This is a genomic window from Variovorax sp. EBFNA2 (assembly GCF_033802765.1).
Classification (GTDB): Bacteria; Pseudomonadota; Gammaproteobacteria; order Burkholderiales; family Burkholderiaceae_C; genus Variovorax; species Variovorax paradoxus_H.
Genome location: NZ_CP138497.1, coordinates 632,465 through 653,908, shown reverse-complemented (window position 1 = coordinate 653,908; position 21,444 = coordinate 632,465). Strand labels below are relative to the sequence as shown.

Below are 21,444 nucleotides of genomic sequence, written 5' to 3'. Positions count from 1 at the left end.
AGCTCACGGTCCGCGTCGATGCTAGGAAACCAAGGGGGCCCCCACAAGTCGGAAAGCCGGGCGCACGCTGTCAGATTTCGATGACGCGGCTCAATCCAGCAACCGGTGGTGCACCGCGTACTGCACCAGCTGCGCGTTCGAGCCCAGCCCCATCTTCTCGAGCAGGCGGCGCCGGTAGGTGCTCACGGTCTTGACATTGATGGCCAGGCGCTCCGCGATGGCCGTGAGGGAGTCGCCACCCACGATCATGCGCAGGATCTCCGATTCACGCGACGACAGCCGCTCGTGCGGACGCGGGTCGGGCGCCATGCCCAGCAGCGTGTCGGTCATCGCTCGCGTGATCGACGGCGCGACAAACTGGCGGCCCCGGCTCACGATGCGGATCGCAGCGATCAGGTCGGCGGCTTCCATGTCCTTGGCCACGTAGCCGTGCGCGCCGTTGCGCAGCGCGCGCACCGCGTACTGCGGCTCCGAGTACATGCTCAGCATGATGATGCGCAACGCCGCAAAGCGCTCGCGGATCGGTCCGATGAGGTCCAGCCCGCTGCTGTCGGGCATGTTGATGTCCAGCAGCAGCACGTCGGTGGGCACGGCCTCCAGGCAGGCCAGGCCCCCGCGCCAGTCGCCGGCCTCGTCGATGCGGGTGATCTCGGGCGCGTCCTGCAGCACCTTGCGCAGGCCCGAGCGGAACATGGCGTGGTCGTCGATGATGAGCAGGCTCGTCATGTCGTTGGATCAGGTGCGCACCAGCGGGCTTTGCACGATGGGCGCATGCAGCGTCACGCGCGTGCCGAAGCGCGGGGCCGAGTCGATCGTGAGCGTGCCGCCGAGCTCGTAGGCGCGTTCGCGCATCGAGATCAGGCCGAGCGACTGGCGCATGGCCGGCACGCCCGCGCTGAAGCCGATGCCGTCGTCCTCGATCTCCAGCCAGAAGGCCGTGTCGCTGCGCCGGAAGCGCACCGTGACGCCGGTGGCGCACGCATGCCGCGCGACATTGGTGAGCGCCTCCTGGAAGATGCGGAACACCGCAATCGATCGCCAGCGCGGCAGGTCGATGTCGAACTCGGGCGGCTGCAGGCTCACGCGCAGTTCGGAGCGTTCGCGAAAACGCTTCAGGTGGCTGGCAATGGCCGCGCCCAGGCCGAGGTGGTCGAGCGCCTGCGGACGCATCGACTCCGACAGCTCGCGCACGTTGTCGATGGCCTCGACCAGCAGCGCGTTGAGGTCGCTGGCGATGCCGCGGATGGCGGTGGAGCGCGAACGGCGTGCGATGCGGCCCACGTCGAGCTTCATCGAGGTGAGCAACCCGCCGAGTACGTCGTGCACTTCGCGTGCGTACTCCGCGCGCTGCTGCTCGCGCATGGTGTTCAGCCGCGAGGCCAGCTCTCGGTACTCGTGGCGCGACTCCAGCAGCTCGGCGTCGCGCTGGATCTGGCCGGTCACGTTCACGCCCACGCCCACCACGGCCGGGCGGCCGCGGAACTGCATGGTCTGTCCGTGCACGTCGATGTGCACCACGTTGCCGTCGCGGTGCAGCCCGTGGGTCACGAAATGCATGCTCTTCACTTCGCCGGAGATGCGCCGCTTGTAGCGCTCCATCACCTCGCCGACGTAGTAGCCGGGCACGCAGTCGCGCAGCGGTTTGCCCAGCACCTCGTCGTCCGAATAGCCGGCCATGCCGGCGAACGTGGCGTTGGTGTACTGAAAATGCTCGTCCTGCAGGATGTACACGCCTGCGACCGACTGTTCCACGATGCCGCGGAACGGGACGGAAGGCATGTCGAAGGGAACGTCGTTGGGGGTTTGTCTCATCGTCGTCGGCCCTGTGGAATGGCATCTGCGCGCCGGGGCTGTTGTCACCAACCGGGGAATTATGCGGGCCCCAGCGGTGGCGTGGGGCGGCGCAAAGCGTCTGCGCATCCGTGTTTCCCCGAGGCGGCGCACCCGTTTATCTGACAGATGCGCGCGCCGCGATTGCCTACAGTCCCGCCTTTGGCCTCGATGCCGGAGACATGACATGAAGACCTGGGTGCGCGCCGCTTCCCCCGTTTCGCGGCCGGTGGCCGCACTGCTGGCCACGTCGTTGCTTCTGCTGCTGGGCAGCTGCGGCGGCGGAAACGGCGGCTCCGGCTGGCCCGCCTTCCTGCCGCCTGGCAACGGCAGCGCCGGGCCCGGCACCACGACGCCGCCGCCCGAGCCGGTCGTGCTGACGCTGCGCACCCTGTCGAGCCGCCCCGACATGGCGACCGGCGGCGACGCGCTGGTCGAGGTCGCACTGCCCGAAGGCGTGGCCGCCGCCGATGTGCGCGTGACGCGCAACGGCGACGACGTGACGTCCGCGTTCTCGCCGCAACCGGACGGCCGCGCGCTGCGCGGGCTGGTGGCGGGGCTCGCCGTGGGTGAGAACACGCTCGCCGCCACGGCCGGCACGCGCGCTGCCGGCAAGCTCGCCGTGACGAACCATCCGCTCACTGGCCCGGTGTTCTCGGGGCCGCACCTGACGCCTTTCGAATGCCGCACGACAGTCGCCGGGCTGGGCGCAGCGCTGGACGCCGACTGTTCCGCGGCGACCACCTTCGACTGGTTCTACTTCACGCCGGCCGGCGCCCGCAAGGTGCTGGCCGATCCGCTCGGGCCGCGCCCCGCCGACCTGGCCACCGCCACCACGCGCGACGGCAAGACCGTGCCCTTCATCGTGCGGGTCGAGTCGGGCACCCTCAACCGCTCGATCTACCGCATCGCCGTGCTCGATGATCCGCAGGAGGCCGGGCGCTGGAACCCGGCGGGCTGGAACCGGCGCGTCGTCTTTCGCTTCGGCGAATCGACCGCCGCGCAGTACAACCAGGGATCGAACACGCTGGACGAGGTGTTCAAGGCCGACACCATCGACCAGCAGAGCATTCAGTCGCTGCAGAAGGGCTACGCCTACGTGCTGTCGACGCTCAACATCAACAAGGTCAACGTCAACGACGTGCTGGCGGCCGAGACCGCGATGATGCTGCGCGAGCACATCGCCGAGCGCTACGGCGTGCCGCGCTGGGTGGTCGGCATGGGGGGCTCGGGTGGTGCGATCCAGCAACTGTTGATTGCGCAGAACTACCCCGAATCCTCGACGGGCTGATGCCCGACGCGGCCTTCCCCGATGTGTTCAGCACGGCGATGGCCGTGTCCGACTGCCGGCTGCTCGACACCTATTTCACCAACACCGCCAGCCCGGGGTATCCGTTTTCGGACGCCGTGCGCCGCGCGGTGGAAGGCCACCTCAAGGGCACCTGCCGCAACTGGAGCATCGGCAACGGCGACGCCGTGCTCGCCACGAGCGGCTCGATCAAGCCGGCTTGCGGCCTGAACGATGCCAGCAAGGTCTACCACCCGGTCACCAACCCGACCGGGGCGCGCTGCACCGTGTACGACATCAACGCCACCTCGCTCGGACGCGACGCCGCCACCGGCTTTGCGCGCCGGCCGCTGGACAACGTGGGCGTAGCCTACGGGCTCGAAAGCCTGAAGAAGGGCGCGATCACCGTCACCCAGTTCCTCGACCTCAACGAGAAGGTCGGCGGCTACGACGGCGACGGCAACATCGTCGCGCAGCGCACGGTGGGCGACATCGACGGCCTGGCACGCGCCCATGCGCTGGGCCGCGTGGGCAGCGGCGCGGGTGGCCTCGCAACGGTGCCGATGCTGAGCCTGCACCCCTATGCCGAGCCTGGTGCCGACATCCACACGATCTACAACGACCTCAAGCTGCGCGCGCAACTGGAGCAGGCCAACGGCCGATCGGACAACCAGGTGATCTGGCTGTTCCCGAACCCGCAGCTGGCCGCACTGATCGGCAAGCCCGCGCAGGTCGGGCCGTTGAGTACGCTGCTGCGCGACACGCTGGTCGCCCGGCTGGACCTGATGGCCCAGTGGCTGGACGCGCTGGCGGAGGACCCCGCACCGCTCACGGCCGACAAGGTCGCCCGCCTCAAGCCGGTCGATGCGCAGGACTCGTGCTGGGACGTGAACGACAGTGCGCGCTACCGCGAAACCGCCACATACGACGGTCCGGGCAAGTGCAATGCGTTGTACCCGAAGACGCCCGCGCCGCGCATGGTGGCCGGCGGGCCGCTGACGGACAACGTGCTCAAGTGCCAGTTGAAGCCGGTGAACGAGGCCGACTTCTTGCCCGCGGTCTTCACGCCGCCGGAGAAGCTGCGGCTGGACGCGATCTTCCCCGATGGCGTGTGCGACTTCAGCAAGCCGGGCCTGGGGCAGGCAGCGCTGCAGGGGACGTGGCTGCGCTACTAAACAGTCGCCGGGCGTGCTCGCCTCGATCGACGCGGATGCGTGCTCCGAAGCCGTGACACGATTCCGATTCGAGAAAACGAATGCATCGAAGGCTCGGGCACTGTCGTTCGGCATTACCATTCAGCTGCACGGGCTCATAGAAGCCTCGCAAGTAGATCGAGTTTGGCAACTGCAAAGAACAAGACCGTGTCAGAGCATGGCGTACTGGATCCGGCAGAAGCACAGATGACTGCAATGGCCCATCGGTGCCTGTTGTCTGCGGTGGATCACTCGAAGCCCGGCCACATCAAGGTGATCCTTGAGGTGCCGGGCGATGAGGAAAGACAAACCCGGGTGCTGGCGATGCCTCCTCGCGCACGTACGATTTTTGCGGATATCCCGCGACAAATACACCCAAGTGAACAGATGCTGCGCTCGCCTCTGGCGGTGTACCGGTAGAGCGCGGTTGTGACTACGTCGAACATGGGGGCAAGGCGGCAGTCCGCGCTCGAGGTATAGAGCAGACCAAAGTTCTTGAGGTGAGCGTCGCCATTACGCACCATGATGCTGAACGCCACCTGCTCGAAGAATCGTTCGAGGTTCTTGCTCGGCAGCTGGAGATACTGCATGAGCTCGGCGATACGCTGGTAGCTCCCCTGGTATTTCCGATCTGATTGGATGTCGCGCACCCGAAGGTTCATCAAGGCCGCGATGTCCGATCCGAGATCCGTCTGCCGCAATGTCGAAACGGTCGACCAGGAGCACATGCCCGTCATCCGAAAGATCGAATGTGGGCGTCTCGATGCCTGCGTGGCCAGCTGCCGTGAGGCACATGAACTCATTGGCCGACAAGCCTGGATAGGAAGGTGCGGCGGCCTTCACGATGATCGTTGGCACCGATACGCTGATTCGGTCCGGCACCATGATCTTTGGCTGCATGCCGGCAATGCCGGCACCCGTGCTCAGGTAGGCACGGACCAGTTCGTCGAAAACTTCAGTCGTGTACCGGGTTGCGAGCAAGGCCTTGCGATTCAGGATCCGGGGCGCTGCAGGCAACGTCGCGCCCGGCAGCCGAAATCCAGTCGTCCGATGCCGTTAGAACCCTCCACTGCGAGTAGATGCATCTGGGTGAGCTGCTGTTTGGGGAACCTCGCCCGCAGACGCAGGTACAGGTCTCCCTCGGGCAGGTTCTGGTCCATCACGGCGAACAGTGCGCCGCCCTGGTATGTCGGTTGTGTGGGCGGCATCAGCAATGCGAGCGAAGGCTGATCGACACGGCTGTCGAGATACCGGAACTCGTAGATCGAGTGCTTGAGCAATTGACCGGCCGACTCACCGGCGATCTCGACGTCCAGCTGCTTGGTTCTTTCAGGAAGCATCGTCCTCATCCTGTCCAAATCGCGCAGCGACTTCCTCCTGCGTTGGCATGCCCAGACGCTCCAGGCGGATCGTCAGATCCATGGCGCGCAGGATGTCGAACAATGAGGTGAGCGTGATGTCATCGCCCCGCTCCAACCGATAAAGCACGCTGCGCGCGCGTTCAGACCGCGCGGCGATGTCGGTCGCCTTCAAACGTCACTCTTTGCGCGCACGCTGGATGGCGTGGCCAAGCTCGATGGGCAATCGGATTTTGTCCTTCATGCGACACATTTTCTGGAGAAATTCAGAAAATGTCCGTTAAGGAGGACAGATTAAGAACGCAAGGGGGTGAGTGCCACCGAACAGGTTGATATCGAATCGCCTGTGAGAGGTGCTCGTGCCATGGCACTCCGCTCATATCCGCCGTAGGGCGAAGGCTCCCGGAACGCAACTTCGCGCCATAGCGCTGCCGATGTCAGGGCGCTGCGGGTCAGCCCACGCATGTGGGCAGGTAAGGGTACCGCCAAGCTCGGCGAACCCACGGTCGAACGCGCACGATACCTTTGGGAACAGCAAGAGGTTGCGGTGCGCAGTTTCTTACCTAGTGCATTGCTGCGCCTGTGCGAGCTCGGACGGCCCACGCAACGGCGCTCCATGCTGCGAGTCCACCTCGATCGTATGAGGCAGCCCAATCCTGTGAGGCTCGATCCCAGGCGTGGACGACACGGACGTGACGTCTGGGTTGAGCGGAACATGTCGCGTCATCGCAGGCGTGCGACATGTCGTCCAGGCCCTCGCTCAGTTGGCGGCGTTGAGGGCGTCCTTCAGGGCCTTGCCAGCGGAGAACTTCGGGGCCTTGCTTGCCTTGATGGTCATGGGCTCGCCCGTCGAAGGATTGCGGCCCGAGCGCTCCGGACGATCCGAAACCGCGAAGGTGCCGAAGCCAATCAACTGGACGGTATCGCCACGAACCAATGCGCGCGAGAGGTTTTCGAGGACGGAATCAAGTGCTCGTGCAGCATCGATCTTGCTGAGGTTGGTGTCTGCGGCAACGGCTGCAACGAGGTCGGTCTTGTTCAAAATGGGGACTCTTTCAAGGGAAGTGGTGGAGAAGAAAACAGAGACCAGAGACGCGGATGCGTGCAGAGCCGAGTCTAAGCATGACCACGGCCGAGTTGTCCATTGGAAGCGTTTCGAAACGGAAACAGCACGACCGTGTCTTGCGCTGGCGTGACGGTGCACTGCCACAGGGAAAGGGCGCGGATTCTTGCGCCGAGGGAATTTCTCACAGTTCCCGAAAGAGCAGCGACGCGTTTTTGCGCGGCCTTGCGTGAGGCGGAAGTTCTTCACGGAAAGCAGCCTTCTTGAACTGCCTCGGCCTCTATGATTCGCCCGGCGCCGCTGCCGCGCCCGTTCAAAGAGAACAAGCTTGAAAACCTCTATCACTGTCATCGCCTTCGGGATCGCCCTGTTACTGATCGCTGCACTGCCTCCTTCGGCTCCCGCAGAATCACCCGCCGAAAACTCTCAACTGCAGGCCGGCCTCGAGCGCCCCTAATACCGGGGGGTACGCCCTGTAGAGGCGACTTGCGTAGACGCACTTGGCCGCCTTGCCGAGGCCCACGGCATTCGACCGCTCGCATCCCCTAGGCCATAGCGTCACGCGGTTGGAAAACAGGTTGCTGCCAAAGCATCCGCGAGGGGAAGGCGCGACCGCACCTTATGTGGCGCGAAGAAAGACGATATTGATCTCAGTGGGGAAATGGTCGCTTTCTTCTTGCAAAACCATCTGCTCTGCGGCTATCAAAGGCGTGCGTACTGCGGCATGTAGTCCCGGACCAGCGTCGCCACAAGCTCGGCCTGCAATGCATCTTTCGAACGCTTGAGAGGATCGCGATTCGCATAGTTCGCCAAAGCCAGTTTGACGTCCACGAAATCTAGGGGATGCATCGTATTCATGAGCGTCATCTCGCCGTTCGTCGCGACCACCATCTGGCTGAATCGAGGTGAACTCAGGTTTCTTTCGCCAGTGGACGCTTGTACTGCCCAGATGTCGTCCTCGTCCTCGTCCTCGTCCTCGTCCTCGTCATCGCTCATGCGCAGCGGATGCGGGTCACCATCCTTGGCAACACGACGAATGACGTCGATCTCGAAGCCGGTCGCGTTGCGCGCGGTTTCTTTTTGATCCTCAAGGCGCTCGAAGGATTTGTCGGCCTTGCGAAGGAGTCCCAGCAGCGATACATCCGATTCCTTCATGCGTGAGAAAAAGGCCAGATGCTTGCGTGTATCAAACAGAAGGTCAATGTCGCGCGTTGCCATTGCCCGAGGCACAAATCGCACACCACACGCACTTTCATATGCATACAGCGCGTGTGTGCCGACCACCGTGAAATGCTCGGACAACCCGGCTTTGTCTAGGATGTTCAGTACGTTGACAACGAGCGGCGGAACCCGCCCCACGCGCAGCGCACGATTCAGACGGCGCTGTTCCTCGAACGTCTTTTCGATGGACGCCAGTCGTTCGGCAAGTGCCGCCTTTCGCTGGGAGAAGGCCTGAAAAATCCTGTTGGTTGCTTCACTTTCGGGGCCCAGCGATTTGTGCGCACCCTTGACCGAGGTGCGGATGAGATACCGATGTCCTGAGATCTCGCGCCACATCATTCCGCCTCGGAACTGTGCGGCCTCTTGCCTCAAGCGCCGCAGTTCTGCAAAGACGGTCTCCGCGTCGATGTACTGCCGCTTCTGGCTTTCGCTGTTCTCGAGGATGTCTGACATTTCATCATTTTCTCAAGATTTCGTTTTTTATAGTGAAAAACCTGAAAAGCAGCGCCTGCTTTTTTCACCACAAACGTTTGATCTTACGATTAATGATGAAAATCCTTTAAATTCAACGAGTTACGTAGCTAAAACTCGTCGATCATCGAGATGCAACGTGTAAAATAGATCTCGTGACCTTGCGGCGTCTGCATCAGTTTTTGGCCGCTAGGAACCAAGTCGCCGAGGAACGTGCCGATTCACTACGAACGCTCTGCGACGAGAGTGGCACCTGCTGCCGTGTGTCAGCGCGCCAGTTCGATGGCCGCCTGGACGATGGGGCGAGCCCACGGCGGTGTCGCAGCGAGCGCGGCGTGGTCATCGGGCTGCGGAAAGATTGGCTCGCCCGAGTTCAATTCGAGCACCAGGACTGGATCCGCGATGTCCTCTCCGGTCGCCGCTTCGGCGCTGTTGTCAAAGACCTGCAGCCGCGTGAGCTTTGGCAGCAGCTGGATGAGATTGGCGCGCGATGCGATCCAGCGCTCGCGGATCTTGACCTCGGGGATGTGGTGCCCCCCGCGCGCGACCCGGGCTTGAACCCGTGCCATGTGTTGCTCGGGTGACGAGAGACCGCAATAGATCATGATCACGTCATGGCTTGCTGCGGCCCGCGCAAGCAAGGCGGGGATGGTTTTCGCACCCAGCGTGGTTTCGAATGCGTAGCTGGAACCTTGCGCAATGGCCGCCTCCAGCCGCTCACGGCCCATGTGCCATGCGCGGGCATTCGCTTCTTCTTGCGTCAGGCCCAGCTGCGCGACCAGCTCCCGCGCGCAAGTGTCCGGGTTGAACCAGGTCAGGCCGTGCTCTTCGAGCAAGGCGCCCGCGACCGAGCTTTTGCCGGCGCCATTGACGCCGGCCAGCACCAGGATGAACGGGCGCGCGGCCACCGCGATCAGAATGTCTCGCCCGCCTTGGGACGTCGCGTCAGCTTGCCCTTGGCCGCGAACAGACCGCCCACCTTCGCCGAGGCATCGGGCTGCTGCAGCACGCCAAGACGTGCGTCGAAGCGTTGGCCGAGTTCATCGAGCACCGACTGCTCACGTGCCTTGAGCGCCTGTGCGTCTTCCACCAGCTGGTTGTACGTGGCTGCGGTCAGGAGCACCATCTCCACCGTCGAATGGTTGGTGACTGCAACGCTGCCCGATTGCTGGACTTGGCGCACCACGTCGCCCCACCGGTTCTTGACGTGGGAGGCGTTCTGACGGGGCAGGTCGTTGAGGCTGGGAAGGACGGCGGCCATGAAGTGCTCCTTTTGGGTCATTATGGCAAAAATGGCAAAAATAGACAATTCACCCCATCGACATCGCTTGAGTTGGCAACTTGGGCGCGTATCGCCAAGCTTCGGTGCCGGGCGTACAGCCCGCCGACGGCGCTTCGCCGCGATCAATTGCCAGGGCATTCTCCGAACGTGTCGCCCTGTCCAAAAAACTCCCGATGGCCAGCAGATCCTGGAGGGCAGGGTTCGCAAGCTTGAGCGTCCCCCGGGTGGGCATGGCCTCCAAGCCCACTGCCAGTCCGTCTCATAGGGTACCGATGTCAAGGGGCATCAGGAGCTGCCCCCAAGGGGGCAGTTTGTCGGAAGCGGCCTTGGAAGGGGAAGAGAACCCGAGCGCTGAACGGATGATCACCCCAAAGGAAAGGGCTGCGTCCGGAATCGAATACGGCAGTGAGCGACGTCCATTACCACTCGCGCGCATCCTGCTCAACCCGCTTGTCATCTGGGGGGCGGTGGCCATAGGTAGAGGCATGATCGTGGCTGCTTGTGCCCGACGAAGCGTGTATTGGAGGCACTGATGCGCAGGCTGGAGCCTGCTCGCCCCCGCAGAGGCGATTGTGAAAGATGCGCGGCCCCTGCGTTGAGGGCATTCCCCTCGGCAAGGATGCGGTGCCGTCCCACGCCGCGATGGACCGGCTGCTCCGACCATCACCGCCATGTCCTCAGACCCTACCCAGATCAGCGCCCGTATCGCAGCCCCGGTCGAATTTCGCGCTGGCGACGGCCCGCTGCTTACGATCCCCGAAGGCCACTGCAAGGTCATCGTCGAAGGAGACAGCGCCGTGCTGACCTGGACCGAGGCAGACCAACCGATGAGCGCCGCCATTCCCAAGATCGAATTCGATCGATTCATCGCCTCGGGCGCGATCATTCTCGGTACGAGCTGAGCGCAACGACCTACTGCGAAAGCGGCTGACCTGTCAGCGCGGGTGTTGTCGCCCCAACGCACGACTCGGCTTCGCCGCGAGGGCGGAAGGATCGTTGTCGATCTCCTGCCAACACTTCGTGCAGGTGAGACACAGAGCCCTCTTGCATGGGCCGGTCACTCTCTTGCGCTCCCTTGGAGTAGTCGTTCACATGCCCACGAATCCGTGCGCGCGCTATCGCACGTCACGTTCCTCTCGAACCTGGCTCCTTCAAGTCACAGCCCCTGTTGCTGCAGGATGTACAGCCTGCCCGGGCGAAGCGGCGTGGTGCATGACATCAGCATGCATCAGCGAAGGGCGCGCATTCGTGGAGGAGGGGATGGCGCGACCGTGCAGGACAAAAGCGCGACTTCCAGCCGCGAGCGAAAAACGTTGCGCCGCTGTGGCATTGTCCCTTCCGCCGCCAAGCGCGGCTCCCTCCATCAACTTGCAAGCAGCGACCACATGATCAAGATCGGCATCGTCGACGACCACGCGGTCGTCCGTTCTGGCCTGAAGGCCTTCTTTTCCTCCTTTGTGGATTTCCGGGTGGTCGGTGAAGCCGGATCTGGACGAGAAGCGATCGACATGGTTCGCACCACAGAGATGGACGTGCTGATCATGGACCTGTCCATGCCCGGACAAAGCGGCATCGATTCGCTGGCCATGGTTCGCGCCAAGGCACCCAATCTCGGCGTGCTCATCCTCAGCGGATATCCGGAGGAACACTACGCCGTGAACCTGATCCGCCAAGGGGCATCGGGCTATCTCAACAAGGAATGCCCGCCGGAGGAAATCGCCGACGCCGTTCGCACCGTTGCGCTGGGGCGCCGGTACATCTCAGCCTCTTCACGGCGCCTCCGCGAGCTCGGACACGTAGCGCTCCAGCGCGGGCCGGGCGGCGCCGGCCTTGGCGCTCGTCACCGAGCCGAAGCTGACGAAGCACAGCGGCTGCTCGTGCTCGCCGAGCGAGAACAGCGCGCGCAGACCGGGCGACTGCAGCGCCCGGCCGGTGGTCAGCGCCGAGCCGAAGCCCAGCGCCGTCGCCGTCAGCAGCATGTTCTGGATCGCGCAGCCCGCCGAGACCATCCGGTCGGTGGCCGGGATCTGCGCGTCGTCCGCACCGAGTCGCACGACCGCGAGCATCAGCACCGGCGCGCGAAACGCCTTCTCTCTCGCCTGGCCGCACTGCTCGGGCGTCGCCGCACTGTCGCGCTGCAGCAGCGACTGCACGAAGACCTGCGCGAGCCGCTCGCGCTGGGTCAGCGGAACGATCACGAACCGCCAGGGCACGAGCGCGCCGTGGTCGGGCGCTGCAGCGGCGGCGCCAAGGATGCGCTCGAGTTCGTGGCGCCCGGGCCCGGGCGCGCCGAGCCGCTTCGGCAGCACGGTGCGGCGCGCCTGCAGCAAGGCGGCCAGTTGCCGTTCGGTCATCGGCGGATCAGCCGGGGCGGCCGTCGGCGCGCGGAAGTCCATACCAGTAGACATGTCGTGTTCCCCAGAAGAGCGTGAGCGTGAACCACGCAAGCGCAGCGAAAGCGATGATGCCCTGGGCGTGCGGCCAGGGCAGGGTGGCCGCAAGGCGCAGCAGGGTCGCGACCTGCAGCGCGCGGAATACGCCGGTCAGCAGGCCCTCGGCACGCACGGGGCGGCCGCTGTGGGCCATGGAGATGCGCGCGACCATGGCCAGCATCAGGGAGCCCAGGCTTCCCATGGCGACCGCATGCAAGGCGCCCAGCGGCAGATGGACGGCGCCGGTCTGCGCTGACAGCAGCCGCGCCGCGCCGCCGAGGACCAGCGCGAGGCCGAGCCAGACGAACCCCAGGTGCAGCATGCCCACCCATCGCACGGCGAGGTTCTGGGTCCGGCCCCAGCGCACGCACAGCCAGATCGTGCCCGCGCCCGCGGCCCATTCGACCGCGCCGAGCAGGACCTCGCGCACCGTGGAGCGCCCGCCCGCGGCATCGAGCAGCTCGGCCGCCGCTTCGAGGGCCGCGAGACCGAGCATCGCCCAGAGGCTCCAGGACGCACCGAACCGGCGGGACGTCGGGAAGGCATCGCAGGTGAAGAAGGGGATCAGGCGATGGGACACGCAGAGGAACACCATCACCACGAAACCCCAGAACCCGCTGCGCACCCATGCGCTGGCGGCCCGGTCCCAGCCGGCGGCGGTGGACGCCGCCGCCGCGGCCAGGCAGACACAGCCGAATGCGAGCGCCAGGCCGATCAATCCCGCGTGCAGCCGGTCGGCCTGCGCGCTCGCGCGCAGCATGCGCGCGTAGCGGACCGTCACCCCGACGAGGCCGGCGGTGGCCACGGCCAGTCCGGCACAGGCCGCGAGCCGGTGCACATGGCTGCCGGCCAGCCAGGCCATCGCGCCGGCGGCCTGCGCGAGCAGCGGCGCCGCGAGGCGTCCCGTCGGCGGCGGCGGCACCCGCAGCCACTTGGGCACCGCGGTGAACAGGAAGCCGGCGAAGAACAGCGGCATGAATCCGAAGGTCATCGCGGCCGCGTGGACCAGCGAGACCGGCACCGCGGCGGCGGGTGCCGCGCCGAGGCCTGCGCGCATCAGCTGGACCGCCGCCCACCAGCCGCCGGCGGCCAGCAGCACGAGGGTGCCCAGGAAGAAGCCGAGCCGATGCGGCGCCCGCAGCAGGTGCCGCACGCGCCAGCGCGGAATCTGGGCGCGCGCTGCCGCCGCAGGCTCAGCCACAGCTTCCGAGGTGCCCGCACTGCGTGCAGTAGTCGCAGCCGTCCTTGCGGATCATCGCGTGGGCGCCGCATTCCGGGCACTTGGCGCCCATCAGCGGCGCGGGCACCGCGGCCGCCGGCGCGGACGGGCCGTCGGAGGGCCGCGCGAGGCCGTTGCGCTGGGCGATCAGGTTCTGGATCGCGTAGGCGATCGCCCCCACCTCCGAATCGTGCCACATCGGCACCGGGGTGCCGTCGGCCTTCGCGTGGGTGCCCAGGCGCACCGGCCCGCGGTCCCAAGCGACCTTGCGCATGTCGGCCAGCGCCCGGTCGAGGAAGCCGCCGCGGGCCGCCAGCGACAGCAGCCGCATGCTCGCCGTGATCCACTGCTGCGACTCGCCGCTCTGGCCCACGGGCATGAAGAACTCGACCGCGCGTTCGCGCCCGTCGGCCAGGGGCAGGAACGAAACCACGAGGTACAGCGTCTGGCGCCCCTGCTGCGTCCAGTACTCGATCTTCTCCGCGAGCGCGCTCAGCGCACCGGTGGGGCGGCTTTCGATCATCGCGCGCATCGGGTCCGCGACGGCGCCGCCCGCGGAAGGCTCGCCTTCCTCCGGCACCGGCGCGAGCGCCAGCACCGAGCCGAGGATCGCGTTGGGCCGGTACGTGGCCAGGCCCTTGAGCTTCGCGCGCCAGGCCTGGGCATAGAGCTCCTTGAAGTCCTCGTAGGGACAGTCGGCGGGCACGTTGACCGTCTTGGAGATCGCGGTGTCGACGAAAGGCTGCACCGCCTCCATCATCGCCAGATGGCCGGCCGCGGGCATCGACAGCGCGGAGACGAAGTAGGCCGGCAGCGCGGCGGTGTCGCCGCCCAGCGAGCGGTAGAGCCGCCAGGCATGGTCCTCCACCTCGTACTCGCTGGTGCTGCCGTCGGCCTCGCGCTTCTTGCGCCGGTAGGTCCAGGAGAACGGCGGCTCGATGCCGTTGGAAGCGTTGTCGGCGAACGCCAGGCTCACGGTGCCCGTCGGCGCGATCGACACCAGGTGGCTGTTGCGGATGCCGTGCGTACGGATCTGCGCCTGCAGGGCCGGCTCCAGCCGGCTGGCGAAGGTGCCCGGCGCGAGGTACTGCGGCGCGTCGAATTCGGGGAAGGCCCCTTTCTCGCGCGCGAGCGCGACCGAGGCCGCGTACGCCGCGTCGCGCAGCGCGCGCGCGATGCGCACCGCCATCGCGCGGCCCTCGGGTTGGTCGTAGCGCAGGCAGAGCATGGCCAGCGCGTTGCCCAGGCCCGTGAAGCCCACGCCGATGCGGCGCTTGGCCATGGCCTGCGCCCGCTGCTGGGGCAGCGGCCAGTAGGTCAGGTCCAGCACGTTGTCGAGTGCGCGGACCTGGACCGCGACCGCTTCCTCGAAGCGCGCGAAATCGAACTGCGGCGGCCCGCCGACGCCGAACGGATGCGCGACGAAGCGCGGCAGGATGACCGGGCCGAGGTCGCAGCAGCCGTAGGCCGGCAGCGGCTGCTCGCCGCATGGGTTGGTCGCCTCGATGACCTCGCGGTCGCGCAGGTTGTTGTCGTGGTGGATCGTGTCCGTGAAGAGGATGCCCGGCTCGGCGAAGTCGTAGGCCGACCGCATCACCGTGTCCCACAGTTCGCGCGCCGGCACGCGGCGGTAGATCCAGCGGCCGTCCGGGGCCTGCACGGCGCCCTCGGCGATCAGTTCGGCGCCGGGCGTGGCGCTGTGCACCAGGGGCCAGTCCTCGCCGGCCGCCAGGGCGTGCATGAACCGGTCGCTGACCGCCACCGACACGTTGAAGTTGTTCCAGCGCCCGGGCGTGCGCTTTGCGGTGATGAAGTCGAGCACGTCGGGATGGTCGATCCGCATCACGCCCATCTGCGCGCCGCGGCGCGCGCCCGCGCTTTCGACGGTGGAGCAGGAGCGGTCGAACACGTCGATGTAGCTGCACGGTCCCGAGGCGAGCGACGCCGTCGCGCGCACCTGCGCGCCGCGCGGGCGGATGCGCGAGAAGTCGTAGCCCACGCCGCCGCCGCGGCGCATCGTCTCGGCGGCCTCGCGCAGCGCCTCGTAGATTCCGGGATAGCCGGCGGCATCCTGGCCCTGGATGCAGTCGCCCACCGGCTGCACGAAGCAGTTGATCAGCGTCGCCTCCAGGTCCGTGCCGGCCGCGCTCATGATGCGTCCCGCGCCGATCGCGCCGGCGCGCAGGTTCTCCAGGAAGCGCGCCTGCCATCGCGCGCGCTCGGCCTCGGGCTCGACCGAGGCCAGCGCACGCGCCACGCGCGCGAACAGGTCCTCGGCCTCCTGCTCGCCGGGCTTGAGGTACTTCTCGCGCAGCACATCGCGGCTGATCGGCTGCATGGGCAGCGAAATGGCAACGGCGTCGTCTCGTTTCATGGGTTTCCAGCGTAGGTCGGACAGGGCCGCAATGTCGGCGCGCGTCCGGACAGGTCAATGGGACAGGGGTGGGGGGCGGCCGCGCCACCAGGGGCGTTGCGCGGTCCGCGCGGCGCTAGCGAAGCACCAGCACCGGCACCTCGGAATGCGTCAGCACATGGTCGGTCGCGCTGCCGAGGACGGCGCGCGCGAGCCCTCGGCGTCCGTGCGAAGCCATCACGATCAGTTGGCTGCCGTGCGTGCGGGCCGCAGCGACGATCGAATCGCCGATCTGGTTGGATTTCACGGTCGCCGTGCGAACCGGGATGCCGCGCGCCTTGGCGCGCTTCTCGACCGCCTCGATCATCGAGCGCGCCTGTTCGGCGCGCCCGTCGTCGACGCGTGCGAGCTCCTCCGACTGGACGCTGCTGCTGCCCTCCATGTAGCTGCGGGGTTGTCTTCGCACCACGGTCAGCGCGACGAGTTCCGCCTCGAACAGCGCGGCCAGGGCGATCGCCTTCGAGACCGCCTTGTCCGCGAGTTCGGAGCCGTCGGTGGCGACAAGGATGCGATGGAACATGACCGTTCTCCTGGGGCGTTGGGTCTGTGCAGCGTATCCGGGCGGTCGGGGAGGTGCTTGATCTGGATCAAGCAACCGCGTGTCGGCGCAAAGCTGCCGGGCCTAGAGGCCGGCGACGACCAGCAGGGCGGTGGCGGCGAGCGTGGCGAGTGCGAAGCACGCGGCCTGCAATGCGTCGGTCTTCGAGATCTTCATGGCGACTCCTGGGTGTTGCGTGGGGGATGGCCGAGTCTGGGAGAGGCGGCGGGCGCGGCCCTTGCGCTGGATCAAGCGCCGGGGCCGGCCAGGCATGCCGGGGTTGATCCGGCGCAAGGCATCCTGCGCGGCCGCGCGGCAGCATCGGAGCCCCCACACCCCCGAGCCGCCATGACACCGAACAGCCCGCCGAGGCCGCCAACGAACCTGCCAAGCCAAGCCCCGCCGGCGATCGCCACCATTCCGTTGTCCGCGATCGGCCGTCCCGGCCAGCGGGCGTTCCTGCGGGAGCCGTCTGTGCCCGCGGCCGGCCCGCTGGCCGACCGCCTGGGGCGGCCGCTCACGGACCTGCGCATCAGCGTGACCGACCGGTGCAACTTCCGTTGCACCTATTGCATGCCCAAGGAGGTGTTCGACAAGGACCATGCCTACCTGCCGCAGGCCGAGATGCTGAGCTTCGAGGAGATCACGCGGCTCGCGCGGCTGTCGGTGCTGCACGGCGTGCGCAAGATCCGACTCACGGGCGGCGAGCCGCTGCTGCGGCGCGGCCTGGAGCGGCTGGTTGCCGCGCTGGCGGGCCTGCGCACCCCCGGTGGGCAGCGGTTGGACCTGGGCCTCACCACCAACGGATCGCTGCTGGCGGGCAAGGCCCGCGCGCTGCGCGACGCGGGACTCGGGCGCGTGACCGTAAGCCTCGATGCGCTGGACGACGCGGTCTTTCGCCGCATGAACGACGTCGATTTTCCCGTGGCCCGGGTGCTGGCCGGCATCGATGCCGCCATGGAGGCCGGTTTCGAGCGCATCAAGGTCAACATGGTCGTCAAGCGCGGCACCAATGCGCACGAGATTCTGCCGATGGCGCGCCGCTTTCGCGGCACGGGCGTGGTGCTGCGCTTCATCGAGTACATGGACGTCGGCGCCACCAACGGCTGGCGCATGGACGAGGTGCTGCCGTCCGCCGACGTGATCGCGCGCCTGTCGCAGGCCCATCCGCTGGTGCCGCTCGAAGCCGCGGCGCCGGGCGAGACCGCGCAGCGCTGGGCCTACGCCGATGGCGCCGGCGAGATCGGGGTGATCGGCAGCGTGACGCGCGCCTTCTGCAGCGAGTGCAGCCGCGCGCGCCTTTCCACGGACGGGCGGCTCTTCCTCTGTCTGTTCGCCCACGGCGGCCACGACTTCAAGGCGCTGCTGCGCGAAGGGCCCGGCCCGGCGGGAGACGACCGCATACGCGCGCGCCTCGCCGAGGTCTGGCGCCAACGCGCGGACCGGTACTCGGAGCTGCGCGCCCTCGGCGGGCCGCTGCCGCCGGCCGCTGCGCGGCGCGTCGAGATGAGCTACATCGGTGGTTGACCCGGCGCAACGCCGGCGGCGCGAATGCGCGCGGGTTGATCCAGCGCAAGCCCGCGGGCACCCGCGGAGTGGACGCTACGGGGCATGACTTCCTCCTCCCATTTCGACGACCTGCTGAGCGCCGCCGCGGCCCAGCCCGACCCGCAGCGGCTGCTGTTCGTGTTCACCGAGGCCACGATGCCTACGGAGGCGACCGAGGCGCAGCGCGCGAGCTTTCGCGCGATGCGCGGCGGCGCCCTCGTGCCGATCGCCTGCGCCGACAAGCGGCCCGATGAGCTCAGCGACTTTGCGGCGCTCGTGGCCGAGTCGCGCCGCGCGTGCCCGCCCTGGGCCTTCGTGTTCATCGGGGCACTCGCGGGACGCGACGGCCAGGACCCGTCCGACGCGCAGGTGGATGCGGCGCTCGAATCGATGGTGCGCAACCTGCAAGAAGGCAGCTTCGGCAGCTACATGGCGCTGGACCCGGCCGGCGACCCCGTGCGCTTCTTCGCCGGCTAGCCGGCGCCCGGCGCCTGCGGGGCACCATCCATCCGTACGGGGTGCAGGTCACCGGCGTGCGCGCATCGCCGCGCGTGGTCCTCGCCTTCCACATAGGGCGCGTAGGGGCCGGTGCCGGCGTTGGACGCGAGCGAGGCCGGCACGAAGTCGCCCGCCTGCACGTCGAACACGTGGACTTCGCCTTCCTCGATCACATAGTGCCAGCCATGCAGCGTGAGCGCGTTGCGCTCGACGCGGCTGCGCACCATCGGGTAGTCCATCAGGCGCTCGAGCTGCAGCACCACCGCGCGTTGTTCGCTGCGGCGCAGCGCGGCGGGGCTGGGACGCACCGGCAACAGCGCCTCGTCGGCCAGCCGCAGCCAGGACTTCAATGCCAGCGCTTCGTCCGCCACGCCTTCGTAGGCCGCGCGGATCGCGCCGCAGTGGCTGTGGCCGCACACCACGATGCGCTCAACCTTCAGTTCGAGCAGCGCGAACTCGATGGCGGCCACCGTGCCATGCAGCCCGTGCGAACCGTCGCACGGCGGCACGAACGCACCGACGTTGCGGATGATGAAGAGCTCGCCCGGGCCGGTGCCGGTCAGCAGGTAGGGCATCAGCCGCGAGTCCGAGCAGCCGATGAAGAGCGTCTTCGGATGCTGGCCTTCGGCGACCAGGTCCTGGAAGCGCTGCTGGTGCCGCGGGAAATAGTCGGAGCGGAACCTGCGCAGGCGCAAGAGCAGGTCGTCCGGTTCCTGGGTAGTCATTGCACCAGCGGGGAATCCGCCCCTTCGAGGACCAGGCCGCTCACCTGCGCGCCGCCGGCCAGCAGCTGCATGTACTGGTGCAGCGCCTTGGCGCGCGACTGCTGGGCGAGCTGCACCGCGATGCGCGGGCCCACCTCTTCGAAAGATTGCCGGCGCCCCGCGTCGCGCGCGAGCACCTCGACGATGTGGAAGCCGTAGCGGCTGTGGACGAGGCGCGGATGCAGGCCCACCGCGTCGAGCTCCTCGCTGGTGTGGAACAGCTCGGCCGCGAGCTCGTCGGCGCAATCGTCCGGGCCGATCCAGCCCAGGTCGCCGCCGTCGGCGCCGCTCGGGCAGTTCGACAGGGTGCGCGCGAGTTCGGCGAAACGGCCGGGGGCCACCTCCTTGTGGCGCAGTTCGATCAGCGCCTTCTCGGCATGCGCGGCCAGCGCCGCGACATTGATGCCCTCGGTCACCGCAAACAGGATGTGCCGTGCATGCACGCGGCGGCCGAGCGCGAAGTGCGCGCTGCGCGCCGCGTAGTAGCGGCGGCATTCGTCCTCGCTGGCCGCGGGCACCTCGATCTCGTCATCGAGCATCTGCTGGATCACCGCCTGCTCGGCGGGGCCCAGGTGCGGTGCCAGGTGCGCATCCGAATGCGGCAGCAACCGGCGTGCGACGGCCTCCTGCCGCAGCAGCTCGGCCCAGGCCAGCTCGCGCAGCGTGTATTCGTCCGGACGCTCGCCCGGCAGGTGCAGGGCAACGCCGTTGATCGCCGCGCATGCGACTTCGGTCGGGACCTTGCTCGCTGCCGCCTCGACGGCCACCGGGGCTGAAGCCGGCACCGGCGCCGCGGTTTCGCGGCACTGGCAGGCGCCGCTGCCGCATCCGCCGGCGCTCACGAGGCCACCCCCGTCGACTTGGCGACGGCCCCGGCCGGCACTGTCTTCGGCGGCGAATGAGGTGCGGCACTCGGCACGGCCGCCGAAGCCGGCTTGCGGCTCGCCAACACGCGGCGGCTGCGCACGACCTGGTAGGGCCGGAAGACATAGCCCACCGTGGCGAAGCCGCTCCAGACATGCACCAGCCGCGTGAACGGGAAGATCAGGAAGATCGACATGCCGAGGAACATGTGGGCCTTGAACACCCAGCTCGCGCCGTCGAGCAGCTCCACCGCGCCGCCGCGGAAGGTGACGATGCGCTGCGCCCATTCGGCCAGCAGCACCATCATGCTGCCGTCCAGGTGCTGGGCCGACAGCGGAATGGTCGCCAGGCCGAGCGCCAGCTGCAGCCACAGCAGCACCAGCAGCGCGATGTCGCTGGTCCTGGAGTTGACCCGAATGCGCTCGTCCGAAAGCCGCCGGTGCAGCAGGATCGTGACGCCGGCGAACCCGAGCAGGCCGGCGATGCCGCCCGAGATCATGGCCATGAGCTGCTTGCTGCCGGCACCGATGAAGGGCTCGTAGAGGAAGTGCGGCGTGAGCATGCCGACGCTGTGGCCGAAGAACAGGAACAGCACGCCCACGTGGAACAGGTTGCTGCCCCAGCGCAGTTGGCCGGCGCGCAGCAGCTGCGAGGAGTCGCTCTTCCAGGTGTACTGCTCGCGATCGAACCGGATCAGGCTGCCGACGAGGAAGACGCTCAGGCAGATGTACGGATAGATGCCGAAGAGGAAGTTGTCGAGGGCTTTCATATGCGGGCTCCGCTGGGGGCGGCCGCGGCCGCCTTGCGAACGATGTGGATGGGCTGCGCATCGCCGGGCCGTGCCTGGCCCTTCGTGCTGCAGCCGTCGAAGACGATGGGCTCGGCCCAGCTCTCGTCGATCGGCTGGTCGTCGGCCACCGGCACCGCTTCGGCCTTCTGGCCGGCGAGCTCGATGATGGCCGCCAGCACGCTCGCATAGGCGCTCTCGCGCTTGCGCAGCGCGCTGAAGATGGACGCCAGGATGTGCGCCATCTCGCCGAGGAAGGCGCGCGCCGTCGCCGGCGGCTGCGTCGACGCGAACTCGAGCACCACACACAGGTGGTCGGGCACTTCGTGCGGGCCGAGCAGCAGCCCGGCCTTTTCGTAGGTCTGGGCCAGGTCGATCATGGCCGGGCCGCGCTCGCGCGAGTCGCCGTGCACATGCTCGAACAGGTGCAGCGAGGTGCTGCGCCCGCGGTCGAACAGTTCCACGAATTGGGTTTCGGCCTCGATCGGATCCATCGAGACAAGCGCGCGGGCCAGTGCCCGCAGTTCCCTGCGGCGCGCGGGCGACAGCGCCGCCTCGGCGTCCATCGCATCGGCCAGCTGGGGCATCAGGGCACGCGCCTGCGCATCGGGATAACCGAGCAGCAGGGCCAGTGCGCGGAGGGTGTGGCGTTGGTTTTTCATTGTTGCGCTCCGG

The 21,444-nt window shown here is 67.4% G+C and carries 20 protein-coding genes and 3 pseudogenes; 5 read left to right on the top strand and 18 right to left on the bottom strand.

Annotated features, from left to right (window positions below):
- Nucleotides 1-90 precede the first annotated feature (90 nt).
- Together RZE79_RS33530 and RZE79_RS33525 are read right to left on the bottom strand one after the other, a co-directional pair.
- Nucleotides 91-726 carry a response regulator transcription factor gene (locus RZE79_RS33530; protein ID WP_319361732.1) on the bottom strand — a complete coding sequence of 212 codons (636 nt, stop codon included), beginning with the start codon at nucleotides 724-726 and terminating at the stop codon, nucleotides 91-93.
- Between the two features lie 9 nt (nucleotides 727-735).
- A complete protein-coding gene (locus RZE79_RS33525; RefSeq protein WP_319361730.1) occupies nucleotides 736-1,812 on the bottom strand; it encodes a PAS domain-containing sensor histidine kinase in 1,077 nt (358 codons plus the stop codon).
- Here RZE79_RS33525 and RZE79_RS34820 point away from each other — a divergent pair.
- Nucleotides 1,724-4,293: pseudogene (locus tag RZE79_RS34820) on the top strand (DUF6351 family protein). The gene RZE79_RS33525 and the pseudogene RZE79_RS34820 sit on opposite strands and share 89 nt — an antisense overlap.
- A 266-nt stretch (nucleotides 4,294-4,559) precedes the next feature.
- Here RZE79_RS34820 and RZE79_RS33510 read toward each other — a convergent pair.
- From RZE79_RS33510 to RZE79_RS33475, 8 genes and pseudogenes are all read right to left on the bottom strand, one after another.
- The gene (locus RZE79_RS33510) at nucleotides 4,560-5,039 is read right to left on the bottom strand and encodes a HipA domain-containing protein (RefSeq protein WP_319361724.1); all 480 of its coding nucleotides are present in this window, start codon (nucleotides 5,037-5,039) and stop codon (nucleotides 4,560-4,562) included.
- 28 nt (nucleotides 5,040-5,067) lie between these two features.
- A pseudogene (locus RZE79_RS33505) lies at nucleotides 5,068-5,196 on the bottom strand (type II toxin-antitoxin system HipA family toxin); the annotation flags it as partial.
- A 107-nt stretch (nucleotides 5,197-5,303) separates the two neighbouring features.
- On the bottom strand, nucleotides 5,304-5,651 hold the full coding sequence (locus RZE79_RS33500) for a HipA N-terminal domain-containing protein (RefSeq protein ID WP_319361723.1): 348 nt from the start codon (nucleotides 5,649-5,651) through the stop codon (nucleotides 5,304-5,306).
- Complete coding sequence (locus RZE79_RS33495) at nucleotides 5,641-5,844, bottom strand: transcriptional regulator (protein ID WP_319361721.1); 204 nt, start codon at nucleotides 5,842-5,844, stop codon at nucleotides 5,641-5,643. The genes RZE79_RS33500 and RZE79_RS33495 overlap by 11 nt, the downstream gene beginning before the upstream one ends.
- 585 nt (nucleotides 5,845-6,429) lie before the next feature.
- Nucleotides 6,430-6,711 (bottom strand): HU family DNA-binding protein, encoded by a 282-nt coding sequence (locus tag RZE79_RS33490; protein ID WP_319361719.1) that lies wholly within the window; start codon nucleotides 6,709-6,711, stop codon nucleotides 6,430-6,432.
- A gap of 723 nt (nucleotides 6,712-7,434) precedes the next feature.
- On the bottom strand, nucleotides 7,435-8,406 hold the full coding sequence (locus tag RZE79_RS33485; RefSeq protein WP_319361717.1) for a GSU2403 family nucleotidyltransferase fold protein: 972 nt from the start codon (nucleotides 8,404-8,406) through the stop codon (nucleotides 7,435-7,437).
- A gap of 284 nt (nucleotides 8,407-8,690) precedes the next feature.
- A complete protein-coding gene (locus tag RZE79_RS33480) occupies nucleotides 8,691-9,338 on the bottom strand; it encodes an AAA family ATPase (protein WP_319362389.1) in 648 nt (215 codons plus the stop codon).
- Nucleotides 9,338-9,685, bottom strand: a complete 348-nt coding sequence (locus tag RZE79_RS33475; RefSeq protein ID WP_319361715.1) for a type II toxin-antitoxin system prevent-host-death family antitoxin — start codon at nucleotides 9,683-9,685, stop codon at nucleotides 9,338-9,340. Before RZE79_RS33475 ends, RZE79_RS33480 begins: the two co-directional genes overlap by 1 nt.
- A 692-nt stretch (nucleotides 9,686-10,377) precedes the next feature.
- On the opposite strand from RZE79_RS33475, the gene RZE79_RS33470 reads away from it, so the two are divergent.
- Together RZE79_RS33470 and RZE79_RS33465 are read left to right on the top strand one after the other, a co-directional pair.
- A complete protein-coding gene (locus tag RZE79_RS33470) occupies nucleotides 10,378-10,608 on the top strand; it encodes a hypothetical protein (RefSeq protein WP_319361713.1) in 231 nt (76 codons plus the stop codon).
- A gap of 483 nt (nucleotides 10,609-11,091) precedes the next feature.
- A pseudogene (locus RZE79_RS33465) lies at nucleotides 11,092-11,487 on the top strand (response regulator transcription factor); the annotation flags it as partial.
- Here RZE79_RS33465 and RZE79_RS33460 read toward each other — a convergent pair.
- The 4 genes from RZE79_RS33460 to RZE79_RS33445 all read right to left on the bottom strand — a co-directional run bounded on the left by RZE79_RS33460 (nucleotide 11,476) and on the right by RZE79_RS33445 (nucleotide 16,290).
- Nucleotides 11,476-12,060, bottom strand: a complete 585-nt coding sequence (locus RZE79_RS33460; RefSeq protein ID WP_319361711.1) for a nitroreductase — start codon at nucleotides 12,058-12,060, stop codon at nucleotides 11,476-11,478. The pseudogene RZE79_RS33465 and the gene RZE79_RS33460 sit on opposite strands and share 12 nt — an antisense overlap.
- Nucleotides 12,061-12,067: 7 nt before the next feature.
- Nucleotides 12,068-13,339, bottom strand: coding sequence for an NnrS family protein (locus RZE79_RS33455; protein WP_319361710.1), 1,272 nt, complete (start codon nucleotides 13,337-13,339; stop codon nucleotides 12,068-12,070).
- Entirely contained in the window at nucleotides 13,332-15,731 is a 2,400-nt protein-coding gene (locus RZE79_RS33450) for an adenosylcobalamin-dependent ribonucleoside-diphosphate reductase (RefSeq protein ID WP_319361709.1), read from the bottom strand. The genes RZE79_RS33455 and RZE79_RS33450 overlap by 8 nt, the downstream gene beginning before the upstream one ends.
- Before the next feature lie 115 nt (nucleotides 15,732-15,846).
- Complete coding sequence (locus RZE79_RS33445; RefSeq protein ID WP_319361707.1) at nucleotides 15,847-16,290, bottom strand: universal stress protein; 444 nt, start codon at nucleotides 16,288-16,290, stop codon at nucleotides 15,847-15,849.
- A gap of 366 nt (nucleotides 16,291-16,656) precedes the next feature.
- On the opposite strand from RZE79_RS33445, the gene moaA reads away from it, so the two are divergent.
- Nucleotides 16,657-17,835, top strand: a complete 1,179-nt coding sequence (moaA, locus tag RZE79_RS33440) for a GTP 3',8-cyclase MoaA (protein ID WP_319361705.1) — start codon at nucleotides 16,657-16,659, stop codon at nucleotides 17,833-17,835.
- A gap of 84 nt (nucleotides 17,836-17,919) precedes the next feature.
- A complete protein-coding gene (locus RZE79_RS33435) occupies nucleotides 17,920-18,333 on the top strand; it encodes a ribonucleotide reductase subunit alpha (RefSeq protein ID WP_319361703.1) in 414 nt (137 codons plus the stop codon).
- On the opposite strand, the gene RZE79_RS33430 is transcribed toward RZE79_RS33435, so the two are convergent.
- The 4 genes from RZE79_RS33430 to narJ are packed head-to-tail and all read right to left on the bottom strand — an operon-like array spanning nucleotide 18,330 to nucleotide 21,431.
- Complete coding sequence (locus RZE79_RS33430; protein ID WP_319361701.1) at nucleotides 18,330-19,079, bottom strand: carbonic anhydrase; 750 nt, start codon at nucleotides 19,077-19,079, stop codon at nucleotides 18,330-18,332. The two genes, RZE79_RS33435 and RZE79_RS33430, sit on opposite strands and share 4 nt — an antisense overlap.
- A complete protein-coding gene (locus tag RZE79_RS33425) occupies nucleotides 19,076-19,960 on the bottom strand; it encodes a peptidylprolyl isomerase (protein ID WP_319361700.1) in 885 nt (294 codons plus the stop codon). The genes RZE79_RS33430 and RZE79_RS33425 overlap by 4 nt, the downstream gene beginning before the upstream one ends.
- Entirely contained in the window at nucleotides 19,957-20,751 is a 795-nt protein-coding gene (narI, locus tag RZE79_RS33420; protein ID WP_319361698.1) for a respiratory nitrate reductase subunit gamma, read from the bottom strand. The genes RZE79_RS33425 and narI overlap by 4 nt, the downstream gene beginning before the upstream one ends.
- A complete protein-coding gene (narJ, locus tag RZE79_RS33415; protein WP_319361696.1) occupies nucleotides 20,748-21,431 on the bottom strand; it encodes a nitrate reductase molybdenum cofactor assembly chaperone in 684 nt (227 codons plus the stop codon). The genes narI and narJ overlap by 4 nt, the downstream gene beginning before the upstream one ends.
- Nucleotides 21,432-21,444 lie beyond the last annotated feature (13 nt).